The following is a 20,809-nucleotide window of genomic DNA, read 5'->3' as shown; positions in this document are numbered from 1 at the left end:
AAATCCACACAAAATGTCCCTTAAGCCCACAAAATGTCCCTTAAGCCGGCAAAGCTAAAGGGCGCTCACCATGTGAGCGCCCTGTGGAGCATAGGGGAATCGAACCCCTGACCTTTGCATTGCGAACGCAACGCTCTACCAACTGAGCTAATGCCCCAATACCTGTAGAGCGTACTCCTCCCAGTAGAAGCAGCGAAATCACCCCCTGGACGGGTCTAGCAAAACCTCAGGAGTTAACTTCTTTCACTCTAGTTGCGTGTCACTAGGGATAATCCACCTTCACTGGGCAGACAATAAGGGGTCTGAAAAAGTCTGTGGAAGGTTGTCATGCGCCGAAAAAGTGTTCTTGTTCGCTCCCTCATCGCCCTTGCGGCAGCCACGGCCCTGCCTGGCACCGCTACTGCGGCAGCGGAGTTTCCCGCACTCCCCCAACTCCCCGACGTCCAGAAGGACATTCAACGACTAGAACAGGACGCCTACGATGCTCTTCCCAAGGAGCTTCAGAGCAGCCCAGTCTTTGCAGGCTCCTCGCGTCCGGCTGGGAAGCCCGCGCCGACCGGCAAACAGCAGTCGCAGTCGGTTGCTGATGCCACCTGTTCCAATTGCGTGGCCATCACCTATGACGATGGCCCCGGCGAATTGACCGCTCAGCTCCTCGACACCCTGAAGGCCAAGGACGCTCACGCCAGCTTCATGGTCTTGGCTCCCAATGCCACGGCACACCCGGAACTGCTGCGCCGCATGAAGGCTGAGGGCCACACCGTGGGAAACCACACCGCATCCCACCGCGAGCTCAACAAGCTCTCCCCCAGCGACGTGGACGGCGAAATCAAGGCCGGGGCTGCCGCCATCAAGGCAGCAACGGGTGAGAACCCTCGCTGGATGCGTCCCCCGTACGGTGCCACCAACGGCACCGTGGAGGCCGCTGCGAAGGCTAATGGCCAGGCACAGGCCCTGTGGTCCGTCGACACCGTGGATTGGAAGGACCGCAATTCTGAGCACGTCTGCGAGGCCGCAGTCAACGGCGCACAGGCCGGCTCCATCGTCCTCATGCACGACATCCACACCACGACCGTAGGAGCCGCAGACTGCGTCATCGACGGACTGCGCGCAAAGGGCCTCGAACCTGTAAGCCTCGACCGCCTCATCCCCAATCCCCAGGCGGGAAGGCAGTACCTCACGCGCTAGCGCACAGCGGCCCGTGGTGGGACCAAACTAAAGGCACCTTATGCAGATTCCACATCCATTCACCTGGGGTTTTCATGATTCAGCGCTGCAAATGGTGCCTTTAGTTTGGTCCCTTACCCCATTGCGGTGCCTTGCCCTTTCCTTGAGCATCCCTCCCTCTTTCCTTGAAATATCTTTCCCCTGTCTGAATACTCCGCTTTTCGAACTCTCCTTGTCCCTTGAAGAATTCCTCCACTCTCTCAACGAGCCATTCTTGTTCGTCGGCACCATGCCGGGCATCATTTCAGGTCTAAGTGTCACTGCTGCTCTATGGGTGCTCGACTTCCTCAAGCACCCCGCTTAATTCTCTCCTACGTCAGTGGCAACCGCGCGGTATTGAGATGCCAGGGCTTCCGGCCAGTGAATATCGGCGGGTCTTTTATCTTGTATGAAGGGTCATATCTCTTCCATCCCGATGGATTTCGACGTAGAGATACAGGCCTGTACGTCAAGCCGCTTTCTCACATAGTGCAGTGAAATTACATGTCCACAGCGCAACGTAGCTGCACATGAAATAGGCAGTGTAGTGGCGGTATGCTGGGAACATGATCGCCAGCACTGCTCTACTGGATGACTGAGGTGTCCTTGGGCGGGCTCACGCAGCAAAAAAATATAGCGCTGGGTGTTGTTTCCAGCGCTATATTTTTCGCACAAACGAGCCTTGTGTTGATGTTTACTTCAACACTGGTGTGAGGACTGCAAGGCCGCTCGAAGGAACTCGTGTTTGGTCATTCGAAGGGTCGTAAGCAGAGAACGTAATTCGAACCATGCCTCCGCCACGCACATCAAAATTGCGCGCGACTATCTCACCGTTCTTGACAGAAAATTCGCCAAGGAGCTGCCCATCACGCGTAATCCTGACTTTGCCAATTCCGCCGGAGTTCGGGATAGTATCGACCCAAGCTGCCTTGAGGTTTAGCGTTCTCGCGGTTTCTGCTACTCGGTATTCCTTGAAAGAGAATTGAGAACGACCTTGACCATCAGTGGATAGGATTGACTTTTCGTATTCCTTCCCGTTCACGGTCACTCCCACCCCCGACTTAACCTTCCTATCGTGGTGATTTGAGGGGTCATCGGTTAGATACTTCGATCCAGTAGTCCCTGGCTGCGTAGCACCTCCTTGCGAGTCATTCGCTCCAGGGTTCCCGCTGGAACCTCCGTCAAGACCACCAGCGATGACACCAATTGCAGTTGCAATCGCAACAATAACGCTGACTGCCGCGGGGATAAGTCGTTGGAAGTCTTTCAGCATTTGAGTTAACTGATTGAGATTAGGCATGAGGGATCTTCCTTTCGGACAGAATGAGAGAATCAATGACGTCCTCATCTAAACATGAATGTTCACGTTTCGTTATACAATGCGGGGAATAGTCCGGGATATCGCTGTGATTTGGTTGAAAAAAGTTACCCCGCAGGTTTCGCAGCGGGATTTTGTGTTAAAATGCAAGCTTTTCGCTGTCGACGACAACGCTAGCAACAGCATCGTCATCACGGCGTACACCGCGTGCTTCGCTCTCAGCCCCTCACCCGGCTTAAGGGATATTTCGTGTGGATAGATCGATGTGGATTCCCGGAACAGTCTGGGATAATTCGAACACCCACATCGACAACGAATGGAACCCCAGCTTAGGCATAAGAAAAGGCTGGGCCGGACGCTCCTAAATCCACACGAAATGTCCCTTAAGCCCTTGATCTTGATTAAGCCTAGTTGAACCCACCGAATGCGAAAGGCGCCCAGCGTTTCCGCCGGGCGCCTTCCACTTATGCTGTGGAGCATAGGAGAATCGAACTCCTGACCTTCTGCTTGCAAAGCAGACGCTCTACCAATTGAGCTAATGCCCCATTGTTCCGTGGTGGGCCTAGCTGGAATCGAACCAGCGACCTCATCGTTATCAGCGATGCGCTCTAACCGACTGAGCTATAGGCCCTTGACCGGAACGAGTAGTAACTCTACATAGGACCGGCGATCTATTACAAATCGCCAGGTCATATGTAGTTTTTCGCGGTGATATTCTCTAGTTAATCGGTTCGTCTTGCAGTCGAATCTTGAATCCACCGAAGACGTCCACGATGGCGTTGTAGATCACAGCCATAATGGGCGCCAGGATGGTCATCAGCACAGCAATGATGGCACCAAACAGTGCGGCCGCAGAGACGACCAATCCGAAGGAGACCTCAAAGCCGCCGCCGACACCGCCGACGAGGCTATTGAAAGAATCCCAGATGCCTGCCTGGTCAAGGCCGACGTACAACAAGCACACGGCGATGAGCCAGGCCACGAGGCCGACGAGGGACATGGCCAAGCCAACGCGGAACGCCGACATGGGCGAAATCCGGGCGAGGTGAAGCTCTCGTCCAATCATGGGTTACTCCTCGTCCTTATCGGCATCCTTGCTGTCAGCTTCGTCCTGCTGGGAGTCTTCGCCAGACTTGAGGTGCTCAGGCTTGACGTCTTCCACGGACTTCTCACCCTTGGCTACTGCCTGGGCGTCTTCCTCACCATCGTCCTCAACGTTGCGGTCGATGGCCAGCAGCTCGACGTCATCAGCCAGGTTAACCAGGCGAACGCCCATAGTGGCGCGGGAGCTCGGACGGATCTGGTTGACCTCGGTGCGGACAACGCCACCGGCAGAGGTAATGGCGAAGATCTCGTCGTCTTCGTCGACGGAGATGGCCGCAATGAGCTTGCCGCGCTTCGGGGTGTACTTGAAGGTCATCACGCCGAGGCCACCGCGGCCCTGCGGGGTGTACTCCTCAATCGCGGTGCGCTTGCCGTAACCGCCGGAGGTGGCAACCAGGAGGAACTGGCCGTCGTTGACAACAGACATGGACAGCAGCTGGTCATCGCCGCGGAAACGCATGCCCTTCACGCCGGCGGTAGCGCGGCCCATCGGGCGGAGCTGGTCGTCGTCGGCAGTAAAGCGGATGGCCTGACCCTGCTCAGAGGTAAGCAGGATGTCATCGCCCTCGTTGACCAGCTGAGCGCCGATCAGCGCATCGCCCTCGTTGAGGTTGATGGCGATGAGACCGGCGGAACGCGCGGACTCGTAGTCGGTGAGGCGGGACTTCTTCACGCGGCCTTGCTGGGTAGCAAGGACCAGGTACGGAGCGTCCTCGTAGGACTGAATCTGGATGACCTGGGCGATCTTCTCCTCCGGCTGGAACTCCAGCAGGTTGGCCACGTGCTGACCGCGGGCGGTGCGTCCAGCTTCCGGGAGCTCGTAAGCCTTGAGGCGGTAGACGCGGCCGAAGTTGGTGAAGAACAGGATCCAGTCGTGCGTGGAGCAGACGAAGAAGTTCTTCACAATATCGTCCTGCTTGAGCTCCGCGCCGCGCACGCCCTTGCCGCCACGCTTCTGTGCCTTGTAGGCATCCACCTTGGTGCGCTTGGCGTAGCCGGTAGCGGTGATGGTGACCACGACGTTCTCACGGGCGATGAGGTCCTCATCGGAAACGTCTCCGGAGGCAGCGACAATCTGGGTGCGACGCTCATCGCCGTATTTCTCGACGATTTCCTCCAGCTCATCGTGAACGATCTGACGCTGACGCTCGTCGCGGGCCAGAATGTCCTTGAGGTCTGCGATGATCTCCTCGATCTCCGCCAACTCATCAATGATCTTCTGACGCTCCAGAGCGGCCAGGCGACGCAGACGCATGGCCAGGATGGCATCGGCCTGGATCTCGTCGACGCCGAGAAGCTGCATCAGGCCCTCGCGTGCCTCATCCACCGTCGGGGAACGGCGGATGAGCGCGATGACCTCATCGAGCATGTCGAGCGCCTTGACCAGACCGCGCAGGATATGGGCGCGCTTCTCGGCCTCATCGAGGCGGAACTGGGTCCGGCGGACGATGACCTCAATCTGGTGAGCCACGTAGTAGCTCAGCATTTGGTCCAGGCGCAGGGTGCGCGGCACGCCATCCACGATGGAAAGCATGTTAGCGCCGAAGGAGGTCTGCAGCTGGGAGTGCTTGTACAGGTTATTAAGGACAACGCGGGCTACGGCGTCACGCTTGAGGGTGACCACGATGCGCATGCCCACACGGTCGGAGGATTCATCCTCAATCTTGGCGATTCCGGCGATCTTGCCGTTGACCACAGACTCCGCAATATTGGAGATCATGTTGTCCGGGTTGACCTGGTAGGGCAGCTCAGTGATAACGATGGTCTGGCGGTTGCCCACCTCCTCAATGGAGGTCACGCCGCGCATGCGGATGGAGCCGCGGCCGGTGGTGTAGGCATCCTTGATACCCTGATCACCGACAATGAGGCCCGCAGTCGGGAAATCTGGGCCCTTGACGCGTTCCATGCAGGCGGCCAAGGCTTCTTCCTCAGAAGCATTCGGGTTATCCAGCAACCAGTAAATGGCTTCCGCCAACTCGTTGAGGTTGTGCGGCGGAATGTTCGTGGCCATACCGACGGCGATACCGCCGGAGCCGTTCATCAGCAGGTTCGGAACGCGGGAGGGCAGGATAGTCGGCTCCTGCGTTTTACCGTCGTAGTTCGGCGCGAAGTCGACGGTATTTTCGCGGATATCGCGCACCATCTCCATGGCCAAGGGCGTCATACGGCACTCGGTATAACGCATAGCTGCCGGGCCGTCATTACCGCGAGAACCGAAGTTACCCTGACCATCAACCAGCGGGTAGCGCATGTTCCACGGCTGGGCCAAGCGCACGAGGGTGTCATAAATAGCGGCGTCACCGTGCGGGTGGAACTGACCCATCGTGTCCGAGACCGGGCGGGCGGACTTTACATAGCCGCGGTCCGGGCGGTAGCCGGAGTCATACATGGCGTAGAGGATGCGGCGGTGAACCGGCTTGAGACCGTCACGCACCTCCGGAAGGGCACGACCGACAATGACGGACATGGCGTAGTCGATATAACTCGACTCCATCTCCTCATTGATGTCAATTGGTTGGATGCGATCGAAAAGATCACCGTTATTGTCACTCATAACGCCCTATCCTACCCTTTAGGGCCGTATAAGGCCGTTTGTGGCACGGCTGTGGTATCACAGTGATACCATTCGCGCTATGGCTATGACACTGCGCCTGACCCCGGAACAAGACCACGCGCTGACCCTGCTGGCCTCCGCGCAAGGAACCTCCAAGCACGAGACGGTGGTCCGCGCCATCGTTGCGGCAGCAGCACGAACCCTCTCGGATGCCGCCGTGCAGGACACCGCGCGCCGGCTGCTGCCTGGGCGTTCAGAATTAGAAGCGGAAATCCGCCAAGCCCGGGGAGGGCGTCAATGAGCGCAGAACAGCTGCTCCTCGTCGCGCGGGAGTTCTGCCAGGCCTATCGGGTGCGGGTTATAAACTTTGCCGCCCTGGCCGCCGCGGCGGCTGCGAGCACGGCCACCATTGAGGGAATTTCCGTTCATGGCAGCCGCTCTGCGGCGGCAGAATCACTAGAAACAGTCTTGCGCGCGGTCCCCGCTCTGAGTGGAAGGAACGAAGAATTCGCGCGATTTTGCACGGAGGTCTATCTTTCTGTTGCAGAAGTTATGTAAGTTAAACATGATAAAGAAGTCTCTATTCCCTTGTAGAAAGGAATCCCCTATGCCTTCGAAGTCTTTGAAGAAGTTTCTAGCCGCTGGTGTCGTTGCCACTACCCTCGCCACTGCCGCGACGCCGGCTGCGGGTGCTAAGACTGCTGACAATGACTGGCAAAACAACAAGAACCCCAACTTCCAGCAGGGCGAAGCAGGCTCCTCCCTGACCGGTTCCACGCCGATCGACATGACGCTCATCATCGGCGGTAGCATCGCCGCCGCAGCAGCACTGCTCAAGTTGGTAGTGGATAATGTCCCGGCACTGCGCGCCCAGGTGGACGAGTTTGCCGCCCAAATCGGGATGGCCGGCTCCTCCGGTTCTTCCGAGAACAACCGCCTCTACGAAGGTGGCCTCGACTTTGACCTCGAGCGCCTTGCCCGCACCAATGGTTTCCCGGAGATTGCTGACCAGCTCGCCGCGCTCAAGGCAGGATCCAGCGCACCGGCACAGTAAGCTCGCCTGTATGACAAACCTCACCCAGCTTCTCCAATCCCCTACCCGCAACGCCGTGGTGGCGGACTTGGCCACGGCCGCCGATGACACCGTCTCTTCGCTTTCCGGCATTTCCGGAATGGCCTTCAAGGGCGCTCTAGCCGCCGCAAAGAAGGCAGATTCTAAGGTCTTATCCAAGGGAATCAACCAGATGCTCCCGGAGCTGCTCAACAGCCTGGATTCCTACTGGAAGGAATTCGAAGGCTCTGAGCAGTCTGACTTCGGCACCTACCTGGACGGACGCAGCGCTGAAGTTACAGAGGTCATCATGACTACTGCGGACAAAGCCGCTGAAGACGTTAATGCGCCTGGCATCGCTCGCACCTACAAGTCCCTGCGCGGCAAAGCCTCCTCCATCTTGGAGCCCAATGTTGCGACCATCGGCCGCGTTCTGCAGCGCCACATGGGCACTGTCTAAGAGCACGCGCTTGACGAAGAAAAAAGACCAGCACCTCATATGAGGTGCTGGTCTTTGCGGGTTTTACCTAGTGCTTAGACGTCTAGGAAGCGCACGTCCTTCGCTCGGCGGGTAATGAAGGATCGGCGAGCAGAAACGTCATCACCCATGAGGATGGAGAAGAGCTCGTCGGCGCGCTGTGCATCCTCCAAGTCCACGCGACGGAGCACGCGGGTGGTCGGATCCAGGGTGGTCTCCCACAGCTCGGCGGCGTTCATCTCACCCAGACCCTTGTAGCGCTGGATACCGTCATCCTTGTTGATCTTTCGGCCCTGCTCCAAGCCCTCGGCGAGCTGCTCGTCGCGCTCGGCATCGGAGAAGGCGTAGCCCGGCTGGCCCTTCGCCCACTTCAACTTGTACAGCGGCGGATTAGCCAGGAAGACGTGGCCATCCTCCACCAGCTGCGGCATGAAACGGAAGAGCAGAGTCAACAGAAGCGTGGCGATGTGCTGGCCGTCCACGTCGGCATCGGCCATGAGCACAATCTTGTCGTAGCGCAGCTTGGAAATATCAAACTCTTCGTGGATGCCGGTACCCAGGGCGGTAATGATGGCCTGGACCTCAGCGTTCTTCAGAACCTTGTCCATGCGGGCTTTTTCCACGTTGAGGATCTTGCCGCGCAGCGGCAGGATGGCCTGGAACATGGAATCGCGGCCGCCCTTAGCGGAACCGCCTGCGGAGTCACCCTCCACGATATAAAGCTCAGTGCGCTTCGAGTCCTTGGAGCGGCAATCCGCTAGCTTGCCCGGCAGGCCGCCGAGGTCACCGGCAGACTTACGGCGCACGAGCTCACGAGCCTTGCGTGCGGCCACACGGGCGTGCGCGGAGGACACGGCCTTATTGATGATGACCTTTGCCTCAGCCGGGTTGGCGTCGAACCAATCATTGAGGTGCTCATTGACGGAACGCTGGACAAAGCCACGAATTTCCGAGTTACCAAGCTTGGTCTTGGTCTGACCCTCGAACTGTGGGTCCGCCACCTTGACGGAAATAACGGCAGCAAGGCCTTCACGGCAGTCATCGCCGGAAAGGTTGCCATCCTTTTCCTTGAGGAGCTTGTGCTCCTTGGCGTAGCGGTTCATCAGGGAGGTCAGCGCAGCGCGGAAGCCTTCCTCGTGCGTACCACCCTCATGGGTGTTGATGGTGTTGGCAAAGGTGTGGACGGATTCCTTGTAGCCCTGGTTCCACTGCAGTGCGATTTCGACCTCGTGGTCCTCACCCTTGACGTCGAAGGCAACGATGGTGGGGTGAATGGCGGTCTTGGTCTTGTTGAGGTGCTCAACATAGTCCTGCAGGCCGTTCGGATAGTGGTAAATAACTTCCTTGTTCTTCTTGGAAGTCTTCTCCTCGCTATCCTCGCCGTCCTTGTCAGACTTTTCCTTCTCATCGAGGGAGCTCAGGCTCACGGCGGAGTCGCCGGCTTCGGCGATCTCCTCTAGCTCGGCCTGCTCTTTGGAGATAGCGCGCTCGTCACGCAGCACAATGGTCAGGCCCTTGTTCAGGAAGGCCATCTCCTGCAGGCGGCGGGCGATGGTGTCGTAGTTAAACTCGACGGTTTCGAAAATTTCCGGGTCCGGCCAGAAGCGAATGGTGGTTCCGGTGCCGCGAGCATTATCGCCTTCGACAAGCTCATCGGGGATGGCATTGTTGAAGTTCTGGTACCAGTGCTTGCCATCGCGCTTGATGTCCGCCTCCACACGGGTGGACAAAGCGTTGACCACGGAGATACCCACGCCGTGCAGACCACCGGACACGGCATAAGATTCAGAGTCGAACTTACCGCCGGCATGCAGCTGGGTCATGACCACCTGGACGGTGGGAACACCAGAGGCGTGCATCTCCACCGGGATACCACGGCCGTTATCGATGACCTCGATGCCGCCATCCTCACGGAGGGTGACGATGACCTTGTCGGCATAACCTGCCATCGCCTCATCGACGGAGTTGTCAACGATCTCCCAAATCAGGTGGTGCAGGCCACGGGCACCGGTGGAGCCGATGTACATACCGGGGCGCTTACGGACGGCCTCGAGGCCCTCCAGAATTGTGATTGACCCCGCATCATATGCGTGTTGTTCAGCCACGGATTCGTGTTCTCCTTTTGGCTAGAGCTAAATCTAAGACTCTAGCCATTCTACACTGTGTCCCCCCACGCAAGGGCACTGCACGCCCGTGAGAGCCCCAAATTTGCGTGAATTTCGCGGTCGCCGAAAATCAGCCGTAGGTATCTTGCGAACCTTGCGGCTTGACCCATTGGCGGCCCTCGTAATTCCGGTGCTGCTTAGGACCCTGAATGTGCAGCTTAACCACCACGTCTGGGCCCAGGCGATCCGCAATCTTTTGCAAGATGGGGCGCTGCAGGTAGCGCAACTCGGTAGCCCAGCTGGAGGAATCACACGCCACGTAGACAATCTGCTCTTTGATGTTGAGCGGTTGCGTATGCGCAGCAATGCGCTCGCCGACGAGGTTTTCCCAATTGCCCATGACCCAGCCATGGGCCAATTCGTGTTCCCAGCCGCGCTTGCCAATCTCTCGTTGGATCTGCGCGCCGAGGCTAGGGATCTCGAGGCTCCGTCGCCTGCGACGGCCATCGGGACCGCTCGGCCGACCACGCTGATAGGGCTTTGGCTGCTTCTCTGAAGATGTCTGGGCTAAGTTCATTTTGGGCGCCGGCTTATTGAGCTTCGGCGGATTTTGGGAATTGTTCCGCGTGCGCTCAAAAAGCGCCTTAACCGGATCAAAGTCTTGTTCAGTCATCCTCGTCACCGCCCGCCGTATACGGAGCGATCTCGGAGATTCGGCCCTCATCGGTATCGCAGACCGTGACCGTAAAACGTTCGATGGGCTGCAAGTTGCCGGGCAGATCCTCATCCACAGCTGCGGTGATGAGCACCTGTTCCGCACCTGCCGCGAGGTGAACGAGCTTTTCGCGGCGTTTGGCGTCCAGCTCAGCGAAGACATCATCGAGGATGAGGATCGGATCAGTGCCGTCCTGGCGCAACAAGTTGAACTCCGCCAACCGCAGGGAGATGGCATAGGACCAGGTCTCGCCGTGGCTGGCAAAGCCCTTGGCAGGGCTCGCTCCTAGATTAAGCAGCAGGTCATCGCGGTGCGGGCCAACAAGCGAGATACCGCGTTCGATCTCGCGCTGGCGCTTGCTAGCGAGTTCGGTGAGCATCATGGCCTCGATGACCTCAGGATCAGAAATATCCACCGTGGACTTGTACTCAATATTCGCCGGCCGCGATTCCGGGGCAAGCCCGGCATAGGCGGCGGGGATGAGCTCGCGGAGTTCGTCGACAAGCGCAAGGCGTGCCTGAATCACCTGCGCGCCGAGGGAAGACAGCTGTGTATCCCACACGTCGAGAGTCGCCAGCGCCGAGGCACCATCACTGTCGCTGTAGCCGCGGCGCAAGCTTGGCGACGCCGACTTCAACAACGCATTCCGCTGCTTGAGCACCTTGTCATAATCGGCCTTCACACCAGCCAAACGCGGCGTGCGCGAGGCAATGATGTCATCCAGATACTGGCGGCGCGCTGCCGGTTCGCCGCGTACGAGCGATAAATCCTCGGGGGAAAACAACACGGTTTTCACCACGCCTAGTAGCTCACGCGGGGATTTCAGGCGCGTACGGTTGATCTGCGCCTGGTTGGCCGCGTGGGGTTTGATCAGTAGGTGCGCAGTGAGCTCTCTGCCCTGGTTCACCGCCGTGGCGGAGATACGAGCATTGTGTGCGCCCTGGCGCACGAGGGGGGCATCGTGGGCCACACGGTGTGAGGATAGATGCGCGGTATACCCGATGGCCTCGACGATATTGGTCTTGCCGAAACCGTTGCGGCCGACAAACAAGGTAATTCCCGGTTTCAGCCTGAGGGTGAGCTCGGGCCAGGAGCGGAAGTCCCTGACATCGAGATCGCGAATATACATATGGCCTAGCCTGGCAAGCGCACTGGCATCAAGAGGTAGGTGAAATCAGTCTCCGGGGTCGGGAAAGAGCCGTCTTCGTTGGCTACCGGCAGCTCTTCCGGTTCCGGAATCATGATTGCCGGGCGCGAAGGTTCGGTGAAGCCAAAGACCACGCGGTCCGTGTGAACCACAGCCAAACCATCCTTGAGGTAGGACGGGTTGAAGGCAATAACAAAATCCTCACGGCCGTTGAAGGCGCACGGCAAGGTCTCGCTTGCACGACCAGAGTCCGCACCGGCCGCCAAGGTCACCTCACCTTCGCTGAACTCCATGCGGATCTGAGCGTTGCGATCCGTCAACAGCGAGACGCGGCGAATCGCTTCCTGGAGCGGAGCAACCTCAATGCTGGCCATGGCGCTGTGGGTCTTGGGCAGCAGCGGTGCCACGTTGGGGAAATCCGCGTCCAACATGCGGGTCGTGGTCTCGCGGTTATCCGCATGCAGGCCAAAAAGGCCTTCCGCAGCGATGTTGTCACCAGTGCCCACGGCAATTTCTACCGGGATGTTGAGGTGCGTGTCCAAGGAGCGGCCAGTCTCCTGCAGCGTCTTGGCCGGGACGAGAAGCTTGGCCTGGACATCAGGAGATACCGGCTCCCACTCGAAGGTGCGCATGGCCAAGCGGAAACGGTCCGTAGCCGTCATTTCCACGTGGGAACCATTGATGTCGATGTGCACACCTGTGAGCATCGGCAGGGTGTCATCCTTGCCGGCAGCCGCAACGACCTGGCTGATGGCCTCCACGAAGAGCTGCGGGTTAATGGTGCCGGTGACCTCCGGCAAAACAGGGAGCTGAGGGTAATCATCCAGCGGAATGAGCGGCAGCTCGAAACGGGAGGAACCACAGGTCAACAGAACTTTGTTGTCTTCCTGGGTCATCTCGATTTCCTTGTTGGGCAAGGAAGCAACGATGTCGGAAAGCAACTTACCGGCCACGGCGATGCGTCCCGGCTCATCCACCATGCCGGCGATACGCACACGGGTGGAAACTTCGTAGTCGAAGCCGGTGAATTCCAAACCATTGTCATCCGCGGTGATCAGCATGGCGCGCAGTACCGGCTGGGTGACCTTCGAGGGAAGGCTGCGCGCGACCCACGCTACGGCGTTGGCGAGGTCATCTTTGGCAACGCGAAATGACACGGACTGCTCCATGGTGGTGAGACGCTCCTCTAGTTGCGGATGGAAGATTCTTGCAAGCTCACTCCAACTTACAGGATCAGCGCCGAAGCACAGGATTTTGTCATTTACCTTCTGTGCTCTCGATGAGGGCGTGCGGTCAGGCCGGGCGCCAACGAATCACACACATCCTTTTTCTTCTTAGTTAGGGAGAAAACAAAATAGGAGTAGTAATAAGCGCTGTGGGATCTGTGGACAACCTAGCAAAAGCCAAGCTCTGAGCCGCGAATCGATCTGTGAGTCAGGGTGTGGGATCACTGTGATCAAATGACAAGAAATGTGAGTAACTGGGTCGGGGTCAAAGTTATCCACAATCCATCCCCAGATCTATCCCTGCTGATCACAGGGTTAACCACAAGGGCGATGTGCCCTCTGATCTGCTGTGGAAGAAGAAAATGTGACAAGGATCTACAAATTACAACAATGGAATTACACAGCTGTGAATAACGGTGTGGATAACTTTTTGGCGGATCGCAAAGACGCCCCTGCCCACACCCGCGGGGGAGGTTGCTGCGGGGAAGGTGGGAGGGGCGTCGCCAAGCGTTGCGTGGTGCTAACGCTGGTTGTGGTTCTTCACGCGCTGGGTCAGCGCCTGGATCTCGTCGTAGGTATTCCGGTTCTCAGTCATCTCCTTACGGATTTTGCGGTCCGCATAGATGACGGTGGTGTGGTCCTTGCCGCCGAACTGGTCACCAATCTTTGGCAGGGAGAGCTCAGTGAGTTCGCGACACAGATACATCGCTAGCTGACGGGCGTGAGCCACGGCGCGTTTCTTACCAGAACCGCGCAAGGTATCCACGTCGATGTTGAAGTAATCCGCGGTCACCTCGATGATGGCTGCCGCGGTGATTTGGCGATCTGCAGAATCCGGGGCCAGATCGTGCAGAGCAATCTCCGCCATCTCCAAACTGATCGGCTCGTTGACCAGAGAGGAATAGGCAGAAACGCGGATGAGCGCACCTTCGAGCTCGCGGATCGAAGATTCAAAGCGAGAGGCGATGAGCTCGAGAACCGAGCGATCGACGTCTGTGCCGTCCGCGGAGGCCTTCTTCATGAGGATAGCGATGCGCGTCTCTAGGTCTGGCGGCTGAATATCCGTAATCAATCCGCCCTCGAAGCGCGTGCGGAGGCGATCTTCCAGTGTGGTCAGCTGCTTCGGTGGACGGTCGGAGGACAAAATGATCTGTTTGTTGGCCTGGTGCAGCGCATTGAAGGTGTGGAAGAACTCCTCCTGGGTGGACTCTTTGCCTTCTAGGAACTGGATGTCATCGACCATGAGGATGTCCAGGTTGCGGTAGCGGCGCTTGAAGGATTCCTGGCGGTCATCACGCAGGGAGTTGATGTAGTCGTTGGTGAATTCCTCCGAGGACACGTATTTCACGCGCAGTCCCGGGTGCAGGACCTGGGCGTAGTTGCCGGCTGCGTGCAGCAGGTGCGTTTTGCCGAGGCCGGAACCGCCCCAAATAAAGAGTGGGTTATAGGCGCGCGCGGGGTTTTCCGCGACGGCCACGGCGGCGCCGTTAGCAAAGCGGTTGGAGGAACCGATGACGAAGTTCTCAAAGGTGTGCTTCGGATTGAGAGACTTTTCTCGGTTCGGGTTGTGCGCTGGCTCCTCCCGCGGGATCCGTGCCCCGGCTGCTTCGGGGTAGCCACTGGGTGCGGTGCTTTGTTGCTCGCTGTAGTGTTGCGCCAATTCATCGAGGCTGGCTGGGGAATGCGCAGTCTCCCATGAGCGCGGCTGATGGTGGCTTGGTGTTTCTGGCTGGGAGGTTGGAGCGGGCGGCGTGGGCTGCTGGAAAGCCTGAGCCTGGTGCCCCATGCCGTGCTCGGGAGCCTCGGTTTGGATAGGGCGTTGAGGTGCGGGTGCTGGAGGCTCTTCCTGTGGTGCCGGCTGCGGGGGTGCCGCAATGGTCACGGCCAAAGAACAGGGGCGACCCATGTGCTGCGATAGAGCGCGGGTGATGTATTCCCCTAGTTCAGTTTCGATGACAGTTTTGGCGTTCTCGTGTGGCGCGGCGATCAACGCATAGCCATCACCGATCATGATGGGCTCGACGAGTTGGAGGTTGAGGCGCTGGCTATGGGAGAAGTTGGGGACATCCGAGCTTGGTTGCTCGGACTGAGCCAGCAAATCACTGACCACAGCTTTCCAGCTGGCCCGGAGGGCTGCTTGCGGATCGGACACAACGCCTACCTTCTGTGTAGTTAGAGTTCACGCGGTGCTGCCGAAGAGGCGGCTACACCTATTTGATTCTGGGAAGAAGTGGCCTTGAGAACCAAATATTTACTGCGTGACTCTGGGTGAGAATCGGGGATGGACGGATGGATAAGAAAGAGATACGGAACGAGAAATCACAAGAAATTTGTGATTTCCACCGAAGATTCCACACGATGTTTTAGCGCGTAACCTCGGTTTCCACAAAGTTATCCACAGGTGTGGATAGGTGGTTTATCCACAGCCTATCTCATGGCTGTGGATAACTTTACATCGGCTCCTTAATGCAGTTGACCTGCGTAAACAGCAAAAGTCTCAAGTTATGATTGAGAGTTATCCACATCCTGTGGGTGACTGTGGAATTAGATTCCTCAGTTGTACCGCGTTATGGGGGCGCTGTCTAACGCGCTTTTATGCGCGCTTGACACGGTGGAGCCCAGCACGGTGGGTGGACAGCAGGAGGGGGCGCTTGCCGCGCAGCATGTGGGCAAAAAGTGGCGTTCTAGCTGCGGATAAAAACATCTTTGTAATTTCGGGGACACCCAGTGTGTCGATTTGTTTCGCGCACTATCTGTCACGTAACCTGTGATGGTCTATCGCAACAGTGCATGGTGCACATGTTGCATGTGGGAATGCCTCGCCACGCCTTACGGCGCTTAAAGTGCGAAGCCTCATCCCCACGTACACCATTCATCAGTGGATGTTTAAGCCCAGCGCCACCAGTGGCGCGAAGCTGTGCCATCCACCAACAACTTCAAGGAGTTAATCGTGGCAAAGGGTAAGCGTACCTTCCAGCCGAACAACCGTCGTCGTGCCCGTAAGCACGGCTTCCGTACCCGCATGAGCACCCGCGCAGGCCGCGCTATCGTCGCCGCTCGTCGCAAGAAGGGTCGCGCTAAGCTCACCGCTTAATTCATGCTTCCAGCCCAGCACAAGCTCACATCCCCGAGGCAATTTCGGAGGACTATCAAGGGCGGGCGCCGGGCGGGCACGCGCACTGTCGTCGTGCATTTGCGCTTTAACGACGGTGAAGACGCTATCGCGGCCACTGGGCCGCGGTTCGGCCTCATCGTGTCGAAGGCCGTCGGGAATGCCGTGGTTCGCCACCGCACCTCCCGGCGGCTTCGTCATGTGTGCATGTCCCTCATGCGCGATGGTGTCAACGGGACCGTATTGCCCGCTAATGTTGACATCGTTATCCGCGCCTTGCCCGCCAGCGGTGATGCCACCAGTGAGCGCCTTGAGCGTGATATCCGCAAAGCGCTACGCACATGGGATATCTGAACTCCCAAGGTGAGGAGATTCCCGAAGCCCGCGGCTTCGGAAGAGTCCTAGTTCACGGGGTGCGCTTCTACCAAAAGCACTTGTCAGGCCTTAAGATGGTCTCCACCTGTCGTTTTGAACCGACGTGCAGTGCCTATGCCCTCGAAGCCATTTCCATCCATGGAGCCTTCAAGGGGACGGGCATGGCGCTTGCCAGGTTATGCAAGTGCGGTCCCTGGCACCCGGGCGGGTTTGATCCGGTACCGACCAAACAACAACTGAGGTAAACAACTCTCGTGCTTAATTTCATCTATTGGCCAATTTCAGCCGTCTTGTGGTTCTGGCATTGGCTCTTGAGCTTCGTTCTTGATTCCGCATGGGGCGGAACCTGGATCATTGCCATCGTTCTTCTGACGTGGACGCTCAAGGCCATCATGGTCAAGCCGACCATCACGCAGCTGCGCTCCTCCCGAAAGATGCAGGAGATCCAGCCGCAAATCCAGGAACTGCGCACCAAGTACGCCAATGACCAGACCAAGGCGGCGCAGGAGATGCAGCGCATCTACAAGGAATCTGGCGTGCGCCCGGTCGCGGGCTGCCTGCCCATGTTCGCGCAGATCCCGATGTTCATTGGTCTGTTCCACGTGCTGCGCTCCTTCGACCGCACTGTTGCTGTCGCCGGTGGCATTGGCCACCCGGCGGGTGACGCCATGTCGGAGGAAATGAACGCCTCCATCGCCAACTACATCTTCGAACCCGCGCTGGTGAAGGAGTTCGTCGATGCCAAGATCTTCGGTGTGCCGCTGGTGGCCAACCTGCGCCTCAATTCGGGGCTGGAAATTGTTAAGGAAACCACCACCGCCCAGGCGGCCGTCATCATCGTGCCGCTCATCGCCATCATTGCGACGCTGACGCACTTCAACGCCCGCATGACGCTCAACCGCCAGGAGGCGCGTCGCGCCGCCGGCAAGACTGCTGCACCCCAGGGTCAGAATGCGGAGATGATGCAACAGCAGATGGCCATGATGAACAAGATGATGCTGTGGTTTATGCCGGCAATGCTGGTGTTCTCCGGTTTCATCTGGCCCATCGGCCTTCTCTTCTACATGTTGGCCAACACCGTGTGGACCTTCTTCCAGACCCGCATCGTCTACGCCAAGATGGACCGCGAGGAAGAAGAAGAGGCAGCCGCCAAGGCTGAGCTCAAGCGCACCTCTGCTCCGAAGCCGGGTGCTCGCAAGAAGGACAATCGCTCCAAGAAGCAGCGCCGCAAGAACAATAACTAGAACTTAACCCAGGAGTTTTCACAGTGACTGAATCTGTGTCCGACACTGTGCCACTGGACCCGTCTGACGTCTTCGGATCGCGTCTGCCGCTCGCGCAGAAATACCACGATTCGCTGGCTACGGACGGGTCCACCCGTGGTTTTATAGGCCCCCGCGAGGTCCCGCGCCTCTGGGAGCGCCATCTCATCAACTGCGCCGTGGTCGCCGAAGTCATGCCGCAGGGCGCCACGCTTATCGACGTCGGCAGTGGCGCCGGCCTGCCCGGCATCCCGCTCGCTATCGCGCGCCCTGATCTGAAGATCACCCTCATCGAACCGTTGCTCAAGCGCTCGACCTACCTCAACGAGGTCGTCGACCTACTGGGGCTGGATAACGTCACCGTCATCCGCGGCCGCGCCGAGGAGGGCCCGGTCAAGAAGGCCGTTAAGAGTGCCGACATCGTCACCTCCCGCGCCGTGGCCCCGCTGGGCAAACTGGCCAAGTGGTCCCTGCCGCTGGTGCGCAAGGGCGGGGAGATGATCGCGTTGAAGGGTTCCTCTGTCTACGAGGAACTGGAGCGCGATGCTGCTGATATCAAGCGCGCCGGCGGCGGAAAAGCCGAGGTCATGACCATCCACGGCACCACCATTATCCGTGTCCCGCGCGTGAACTAAAGTAGACGGCATGACTCATCCTCGTCTTATCACCATCGCGAACCAGAAAGGTGGCGTGGGTAAAACCACCTCCGCCGTCAACCTTGCCGCCGCGCTCGCTGAGGCCGGCAAGAAGGTCCTGGTGATCGACTTGGACCCGCAGGGCAATGCCTCCACCGCAGTAGGAGCGGAGCACACTTCCGGCACTAAATCCAGCTATGAGGTTTTGTTGGGGGACTGCAGCGCGGAGGATGCGATGCAGCACTCCCCCGACGATGAGAGCCTTTACTGCATCCCAGCCACCATCGACCTCGCCGGTGCAGAGATCGAAATGGTCTCCCTAGTTCGCCGCGAGTTCCGCCTCTATGACGCTCTGCACAACGGCTTCCTCGAGGAGCACGGCTTTGAGTACGTCTTTATCGACTGCCCACCTTCTCTAGGCCTGCTCACCATCAATGCGATGACGTGTGCAGAAGAAGTTATTATTCCCATCCAGTGTGAGTACTACGCCTTGGAGGGCGTGGGCCAGCTGCTGGGCAATATTTCCATGATTCGGGAGCACCTCAACGAGGACCTTCACATTTCCGGCGTGCTGCTGACTATGTTCGATGCCCGCACCAAGCTGGCTGAACAGGTGGCCAATGAGGTGCGCGAGCAATTCGGCGCCGTCGTTTTGGGCAACGTTATCCCGCGCTCCGTTCGCGTTTCGGAGGCGCCGGGCTATGGTAAGACAGTTATCGCTTATGACCCGTCGTCGACGGGTGCTCGCGCCTACTCCGCCGCCGCGCGCGAGTTGGATAAGCGCGGAGACTACACACCGCACCCCACCACGGGTGCCATTGGCGTGAGCCCAGAGATTTTCGCGGAATTGGAAGGATAGGACACCGTGGCAGATAAGAAGGCAGAGCAGAAGCCGGAGCAGCGCCAGGGCGGCCTAGGCAAGGGCCTGGCCGCGCTCATTCCATCCGGCCCGGGTGCGCCCTCCCGTAAACCGCGCCTGGGGGATTCGGCGGCCGACATTATCCTTGGCGCTTCGACAGGCGGGGCTCACGGATCTGCGCCGAAAAAGGTGCAGGGAGCGCCCACCATCCAGCAGTCTTCTGGCTCGAAGAAGCGGCAGGCCAAGCCTTCGGTGATTGGTGCGACGTACCGCGAGATCTCCGTCGGGGATATCATGCCCAACCCGAAGCAGCCACGTACTGTCTTCGACGAGGATGAGCTGGCGGAGCTGGTCCACTCCATCAAGGAGTTTGGCCTGCTGCAACCGGTCGTTGTGCGCCCCGCTGAGGAGGGTGGCTTCGAGCTCATCATGGGTGAGCGCCGCTGGCGTGCCTCCTCCAAGGCGGGCCTGGCCACCATCCCGGCCATTGTGCGCGATACCAAGGATGATGACCTCCTGCGGGACGCGCTTTTGGAGAATATCCACCGCGTACAGCTCAACCCGCTGGAAGAGGCTCACGCCTACCAGCAGCTGCTGGAAGAATTCGGCGTGACCCAGAACGAGCTGGCTGATCGCATCGGCCGCTCCCGCCCTCAAGTCACCAACATGATCCGCTTGCTCAAGCTGCCGGTCAATGTGCAGAAGCGCGTTGCCGCTGGCACCTTGTCCGGTGGCCATGCCCGCGCGCTACTGGGCCTGCCGGATGCTGAAGCCATGGAGCTCATTGCCAACCGCATTGTGGCCGAGGGCCTGTCCGTGCGCGCTACGGAGGAAGCCGTCACCCTGTATAAGCGGGACGGTAAGCCGGCCGAGCCAACCAAGAAACCTGCCGCCCCGCAGCCGCAATTCTTTACTGATTCCGCTGAGCGCTTGGCCGATCGCTTCGACACCAAGGTCACCGTCACCATGGGCAAGCGCAAAGGCAAGATGGTCGTCGAATTCGGCGACCAGGAAGATTTCGAGCGTATTCTGGCCCTCATTGAGGGTAAGGAAAGCAGCTAGCTGACCATGCTCGTTCAGGCCGTCAAGGAAGGTGTTGCCATCAACCCCTTGGCGGCTCGATCCATCTTCTGGGAGCTGAAGACCACGGTCGCTGATCCTGTTTTCGAGAAGGAAGCATGGATCAGTGCCACGCTGCTGCGCTGTGGTGAGTGCGGTTTTACCGTGGGTGATGAGGCCACAGTGTTCTTTTGCCCGCCCGATCTTGCCCCCGGTGCCGCGAAGCTACCCACCTCCCCCGTCTCGGAGGACGCGGTGCTGGTGTCCTCGCTTTTCGTGAAATCGCACCGCGCGGCGAAGGGCCTGGAGGCGGTGCTTCTCGATGCCACCATCATGCACCTCACCTCCCGCGAAGCTAGCGCCGTTGAGGCCTTTGGTTACCGCGATGCTCGCGCCGCCGAAAATCTCCTGCGGGCTAAGCCCGGCCGTATTGGCCTACTACCGGTGGAAACGCTGGAATCCGCCGGTTTCAGGGTGGAGCGTGATCACCCCATTACCCCGCGCCTGCGACTCGAGCTGCCCCCAGCTTTCGATCTGCTGACGGCTGCCGCCGTGGAGGACCTCCTCGCCCGCGCCCTAGCCTAGATACAGGATGGTTCCCCC

At 58.8% G+C, this 20,809-nt stretch carries 21 protein-coding genes and 3 tRNA genes; 13 read left to right on the top strand and 11 right to left on the bottom strand.

Annotated elements, in window-relative coordinates; all coding sequences use genetic code 11:
- Window positions 1–84: 84 nt before the first annotated feature.
- A tRNA-Ala gene (locus HMPREF2943_RS09140) sits at window positions 85–157 on the bottom strand.
- Window positions 158–327: 170 nt separating this feature from the next.
- Here HMPREF2943_RS09140 and HMPREF2943_RS09135 point away from each other — a divergent pair.
- Window positions 328–1,188 carry a polysaccharide deacetylase family protein gene (locus HMPREF2943_RS09135; protein WP_070711391.1) on the top strand — a complete coding sequence of 287 codons (861 nt, stop codon included), beginning with the start codon at window positions 328–330 and terminating at the stop codon, window positions 1,186–1,188.
- Between the two features lie 712 nt (window positions 1,189–1,900).
- Here HMPREF2943_RS09135 and HMPREF2943_RS09125 read toward each other — a convergent pair.
- From HMPREF2943_RS09125 to gyrA, 5 genes are all read right to left on the bottom strand, one after another.
- Window positions 1,901–2,506, bottom strand: coding sequence for a hypothetical protein (locus HMPREF2943_RS09125; RefSeq protein WP_070711389.1), 606 nt, complete (start codon window positions 2,504–2,506; stop codon window positions 1,901–1,903).
- 490 nt (window positions 2,507–2,996) lie between these two features.
- Window positions 2,997–3,069: transfer RNA gene (locus tag HMPREF2943_RS09115), tRNA-Ala, on the bottom strand.
- Between the two features lie 9 nt (window positions 3,070–3,078).
- Window positions 3,079–3,155, bottom strand: a tRNA-Ile gene (locus HMPREF2943_RS09110).
- Between the two features lie 87 nt (window positions 3,156–3,242).
- Window positions 3,243–3,590 carry a DUF3566 domain-containing protein gene (locus HMPREF2943_RS09105; protein WP_070444502.1) on the bottom strand — a complete coding sequence of 116 codons (348 nt, stop codon included), beginning with the start codon at window positions 3,588–3,590 and terminating at the stop codon, window positions 3,243–3,245.
- 3 nt (window positions 3,591–3,593) lie between these two features.
- The gene (gene gyrA / locus HMPREF2943_RS09100) at window positions 3,594–6,182 is read right to left on the bottom strand and encodes a DNA gyrase subunit A (RefSeq protein ID WP_070711387.1); all 2,589 of its coding nucleotides are present in this window, start codon (window positions 6,180–6,182) and stop codon (window positions 3,594–3,596) included.
- Window positions 6,183–6,261: 79 nt separating this feature from the next.
- Here gyrA and HMPREF2943_RS09095 point away from each other — a divergent pair, with 79 nt between their 5' ends.
- The 4 genes from HMPREF2943_RS09095 to HMPREF2943_RS09080 are packed head-to-tail and all read left to right on the top strand — an operon-like array spanning window position 6,262 to window position 7,693.
- The gene (locus HMPREF2943_RS09095; RefSeq protein ID WP_070444506.1) at window positions 6,262–6,483 is read left to right on the top strand and encodes a CopG family transcriptional regulator; all 222 of its coding nucleotides are present in this window, start codon (window positions 6,262–6,264) and stop codon (window positions 6,481–6,483) included.
- Window positions 6,480–6,740: a cell filamentation protein Fic gene (locus HMPREF2943_RS09090; RefSeq protein WP_070444508.1), complete on the top strand. Its 261-nt coding sequence runs from the start codon at window positions 6,480–6,482 to the stop codon at window positions 6,738–6,740. Before HMPREF2943_RS09095 ends, HMPREF2943_RS09090 begins: the two co-directional genes overlap by 4 nt.
- 49 nt (window positions 6,741–6,789) lie before the next feature.
- Entirely contained in the window at window positions 6,790–7,236 is a 447-nt protein-coding gene (locus HMPREF2943_RS09085; protein WP_070444510.1) for a hypothetical protein, read from the top strand.
- 10 nt (window positions 7,237–7,246) lie between these two features.
- Complete coding sequence (locus tag HMPREF2943_RS09080; RefSeq protein ID WP_070444512.1) at window positions 7,247–7,693, top strand: DUF6918 family protein; 447 nt, start codon at window positions 7,247–7,249, stop codon at window positions 7,691–7,693.
- Window positions 7,694–7,767: 74 nt separating this feature from the next.
- On the opposite strand, the gene gyrB is transcribed toward HMPREF2943_RS09080, so the two are convergent.
- The 5 genes from gyrB to dnaA all read right to left on the bottom strand — a co-directional run bounded on the left by gyrB (window position 7,768) and on the right by dnaA (window position 15,056).
- Window positions 7,768–9,816, bottom strand: coding sequence for a DNA topoisomerase (ATP-hydrolyzing) subunit B (gyrB, locus tag HMPREF2943_RS09075; RefSeq protein WP_070512880.1), 2,049 nt, complete (start codon window positions 9,814–9,816; stop codon window positions 7,768–7,770).
- Between the two features lie 130 nt (window positions 9,817–9,946).
- A complete protein-coding gene (locus HMPREF2943_RS09070; RefSeq protein WP_070711386.1) occupies window positions 9,947–10,489 on the bottom strand; it encodes a DciA family protein in 543 nt (180 codons plus the stop codon).
- Window positions 10,482–11,660, bottom strand: a complete 1,179-nt coding sequence (recF, locus tag HMPREF2943_RS09065; protein WP_070444518.1) for a DNA replication/repair protein RecF — start codon at window positions 11,658–11,660, stop codon at window positions 10,482–10,484. The genes HMPREF2943_RS09070 and recF overlap by 8 nt, the downstream gene beginning before the upstream one ends.
- 5 nt (window positions 11,661–11,665) lie before the next feature.
- Window positions 11,666–12,847 (bottom strand): DNA polymerase III subunit beta, encoded by a 1,182-nt coding sequence (gene dnaN, locus HMPREF2943_RS09060; RefSeq protein WP_070444520.1) that lies wholly within the window; start codon window positions 12,845–12,847, stop codon window positions 11,666–11,668.
- 577 nt (window positions 12,848–13,424) lie between these two features.
- Window positions 13,425–15,056, bottom strand: coding sequence for a chromosomal replication initiator protein DnaA (dnaA, locus tag HMPREF2943_RS09055; protein ID WP_070444522.1), 1,632 nt, complete (start codon window positions 15,054–15,056; stop codon window positions 13,425–13,427).
- Between the two features lie 798 nt (window positions 15,057–15,854).
- Here dnaA and rpmH point away from each other — a divergent pair.
- The 8 genes from rpmH to HMPREF2943_RS09020 are packed head-to-tail and all read left to right on the top strand — an operon-like array spanning window position 15,855 to window position 20,791.
- A complete protein-coding gene (gene rpmH / locus HMPREF2943_RS09050; RefSeq protein ID WP_003847033.1) occupies window positions 15,855–15,998 on the top strand; it encodes a 50S ribosomal protein L34 in 144 nt (47 codons plus the stop codon).
- Window positions 15,999–16,001: 3 nt separating this feature from the next.
- Complete coding sequence (rnpA, locus tag HMPREF2943_RS09045) at window positions 16,002–16,370, top strand: ribonuclease P protein component (protein ID WP_070645134.1); 369 nt, start codon at window positions 16,002–16,004, stop codon at window positions 16,368–16,370.
- Window positions 16,358–16,636, top strand: coding sequence for a membrane protein insertion efficiency factor YidD (yidD, locus tag HMPREF2943_RS12255; RefSeq protein WP_070444526.1), 279 nt, complete (start codon window positions 16,358–16,360; stop codon window positions 16,634–16,636). The genes rnpA and yidD overlap by 13 nt, the downstream gene beginning before the upstream one ends.
- 9 nt (window positions 16,637–16,645) lie before the next feature.
- The gene (gene yidC / locus HMPREF2943_RS09040) at window positions 16,646–17,635 is read left to right on the top strand and encodes a membrane protein insertase YidC (protein WP_070645137.1); all 990 of its coding nucleotides are present in this window, start codon (window positions 16,646–16,648) and stop codon (window positions 17,633–17,635) included.
- Between the two features lie 23 nt (window positions 17,636–17,658).
- Window positions 17,659–18,288, top strand: a complete 630-nt coding sequence (gene rsmG / locus HMPREF2943_RS09035; protein ID WP_070645139.1) for a 16S rRNA (guanine(527)-N(7))-methyltransferase RsmG — start codon at window positions 17,659–17,661, stop codon at window positions 18,286–18,288.
- A 10-nt stretch (window positions 18,289–18,298) separates the two neighbouring features.
- Window positions 18,299–19,147: a ParA family protein gene (locus HMPREF2943_RS09030; RefSeq protein ID WP_070711385.1), complete on the top strand. Its 849-nt coding sequence runs from the start codon at window positions 18,299–18,301 to the stop codon at window positions 19,145–19,147.
- Window positions 19,148–19,153: 6 nt separating this feature from the next.
- On the top strand, window positions 19,154–20,209 hold the full coding sequence (locus HMPREF2943_RS09025) for a ParB/RepB/Spo0J family partition protein (protein WP_070444535.1): 1,056 nt from the start codon (window positions 19,154–19,156) through the stop codon (window positions 20,207–20,209).
- A gap of 6 nt (window positions 20,210–20,215) precedes the next feature.
- Window positions 20,216–20,791: a hypothetical protein gene (locus HMPREF2943_RS09020; protein WP_070444537.1), complete on the top strand. Its 576-nt coding sequence runs from the start codon at window positions 20,216–20,218 to the stop codon at window positions 20,789–20,791.
- Window positions 20,792–20,809 lie beyond the last annotated feature (18 nt).

Origin of the sequence: Corynebacterium sp. HMSC072D12, from assembly GCF_001813925.1 — a bacterium.
Taxonomy (GTDB): Bacteria; Actinomycetota; Actinomycetes; order Mycobacteriales; family Mycobacteriaceae; genus Corynebacterium; species Corynebacterium aurimucosum.
Note: the sequence above shows the minus strand (reverse complement) of the source record. Positions and strands in the feature narration are given on the sequence as shown.

What these genes read in the sequence shown, in the direction of transcription:
- HMPREF2943_RS09135 (WP_070711391.1), top strand. Translation starts at nt 328, where the DNA reads ATGCGCCGAAAAAGTGTTCTTGTTCGCTCCCTCATCGCCCTTGCGGCA.
- HMPREF2943_RS09125 (WP_070711389.1), bottom strand. Translation starts at nt 2,506, where the DNA reads ATGCCTAATCTCAATCAGTTAACTCAAATGCTGAAAGACTTCCAACGA.
- HMPREF2943_RS09105 (WP_070444502.1), bottom strand. Translation starts at nt 3,590, where the DNA reads ATGATTGGACGAGAGCTTCACCTCGCCCGGATTTCGCCCATGTCGGCG.
- gyrA (WP_070711387.1), bottom strand. Translation starts at nt 6,182, where the DNA reads ATGAGTGACAATAACGGTGATCTTTTCGATCGCATCCAACCAATTGAC.
- HMPREF2943_RS09095 (WP_070444506.1), top strand. Translation starts at nt 6,262, where the DNA reads ATGGCTATGACACTGCGCCTGACCCCGGAACAAGACCACGCGCTGACC.
- HMPREF2943_RS09090 (WP_070444508.1), top strand. Translation starts at nt 6,480, where the DNA reads ATGAGCGCAGAACAGCTGCTCCTCGTCGCGCGGGAGTTCTGCCAGGCC.
- HMPREF2943_RS09085 (WP_070444510.1), top strand. Translation starts at nt 6,790, where the DNA reads ATGCCTTCGAAGTCTTTGAAGAAGTTTCTAGCCGCTGGTGTCGTTGCC.
- HMPREF2943_RS09080 (WP_070444512.1), top strand. Translation starts at nt 7,247, where the DNA reads ATGACAAACCTCACCCAGCTTCTCCAATCCCCTACCCGCAACGCCGTG.
- HMPREF2943_RS09070 (WP_070711386.1), bottom strand. Translation starts at nt 10,489, where the DNA reads ATGACTGAACAAGACTTTGATCCGGTTAAGGCGCTTTTTGAGCGCACG.
- recF (WP_070444518.1), bottom strand. Translation starts at nt 11,660, where the DNA reads ATGTATATTCGCGATCTCGATGTCAGGGACTTCCGCTCCTGGCCCGAG.
- dnaN (WP_070444520.1), bottom strand. Translation starts at nt 12,847, where the DNA reads ATGGAGCAGTCCGTGTCATTTCGCGTTGCCAAAGATGACCTCGCCAAC.
- rnpA (WP_070645134.1), top strand. Translation starts at nt 16,002, where the DNA reads ATGCTTCCAGCCCAGCACAAGCTCACATCCCCGAGGCAATTTCGGAGG.
- yidD (WP_070444526.1), top strand. Translation starts at nt 16,358, where the DNA reads ATGGGATATCTGAACTCCCAAGGTGAGGAGATTCCCGAAGCCCGCGGC.
- HMPREF2943_RS09030 (WP_070711385.1), top strand. Translation starts at nt 18,299, where the DNA reads ATGACTCATCCTCGTCTTATCACCATCGCGAACCAGAAAGGTGGCGTG.
- HMPREF2943_RS09020 (WP_070444537.1), top strand. Translation starts at nt 20,216, where the DNA reads ATGCTCGTTCAGGCCGTCAAGGAAGGTGTTGCCATCAACCCCTTGGCG.